Source organism: Halobellus sp. Atlit-38R (genome assembly GCF_003665925.1).
GTDB lineage: Archaea > Halobacteriota > Halobacteria > Halobacteriales > Haloferacaceae > Haloquadratum > Haloquadratum inordinatus.
The window spans coordinates 1-499 of sequence record NZ_QXIJ01000233.1; the positions used below are offsets into that span (position 1 = coordinate 1).

At 73.7% G+C, this 499-nt stretch carries 1 pseudogene; it reads left to right on the forward strand.

Annotation, left to right across the window (positions count from 1 at the left end):
* Positions 1–313: pseudogene (locus D3D02_RS19105) on the forward strand (hypothetical protein); the annotation flags it as partial.
* Between the last annotated feature and the right edge of the window lie 186 nt (positions 314–499).

Sequence of the window (499 nt, forward strand, 5' to 3'; positions counted from 1 at the left end):
CGTCGAGGTCCCGAACGTCAGGGACGCCGCCGCGGACGCGGCACGGGGCGTGGCGACGCTCCCGGTCGTCTTCGGGGTCGCCGGAACGCGGCGGATCCTCCTCGGCGTCGACGCCGTCGCCGCCGGGCTGCTCGCGGTTGCCTTCGCGACCGGCGCGGCGGCGACCCCGGCCCTCGCCGCGCTGGCCGTCGGGCTCGCCGTCTCCCTGGCCGTCACCGCGCTCGCGGGGCGGCTCGACGGGACGGCGCTCGGCGTCGCCCCGGACGGCAGCTACCTCGTCGCCGGCGTCGCCCTCCTCGCGATCGGGCTGTGAGAGCGGGACGTTCCCTGCGCTGAGGCCCGAGCGCCCGATTTTTTCAATGAACTAATCCGACCAGATGAGTTATAAATGCGATGCGCGTAAAAAACGCCATGGCCGCGCTGAGTCCCCTGTCCGTCGCCCTCCTCGTGGCCGTGACGGTCGGGCTCGCGGGGGCGATCCTCGCGTGGCGGGAGCGGA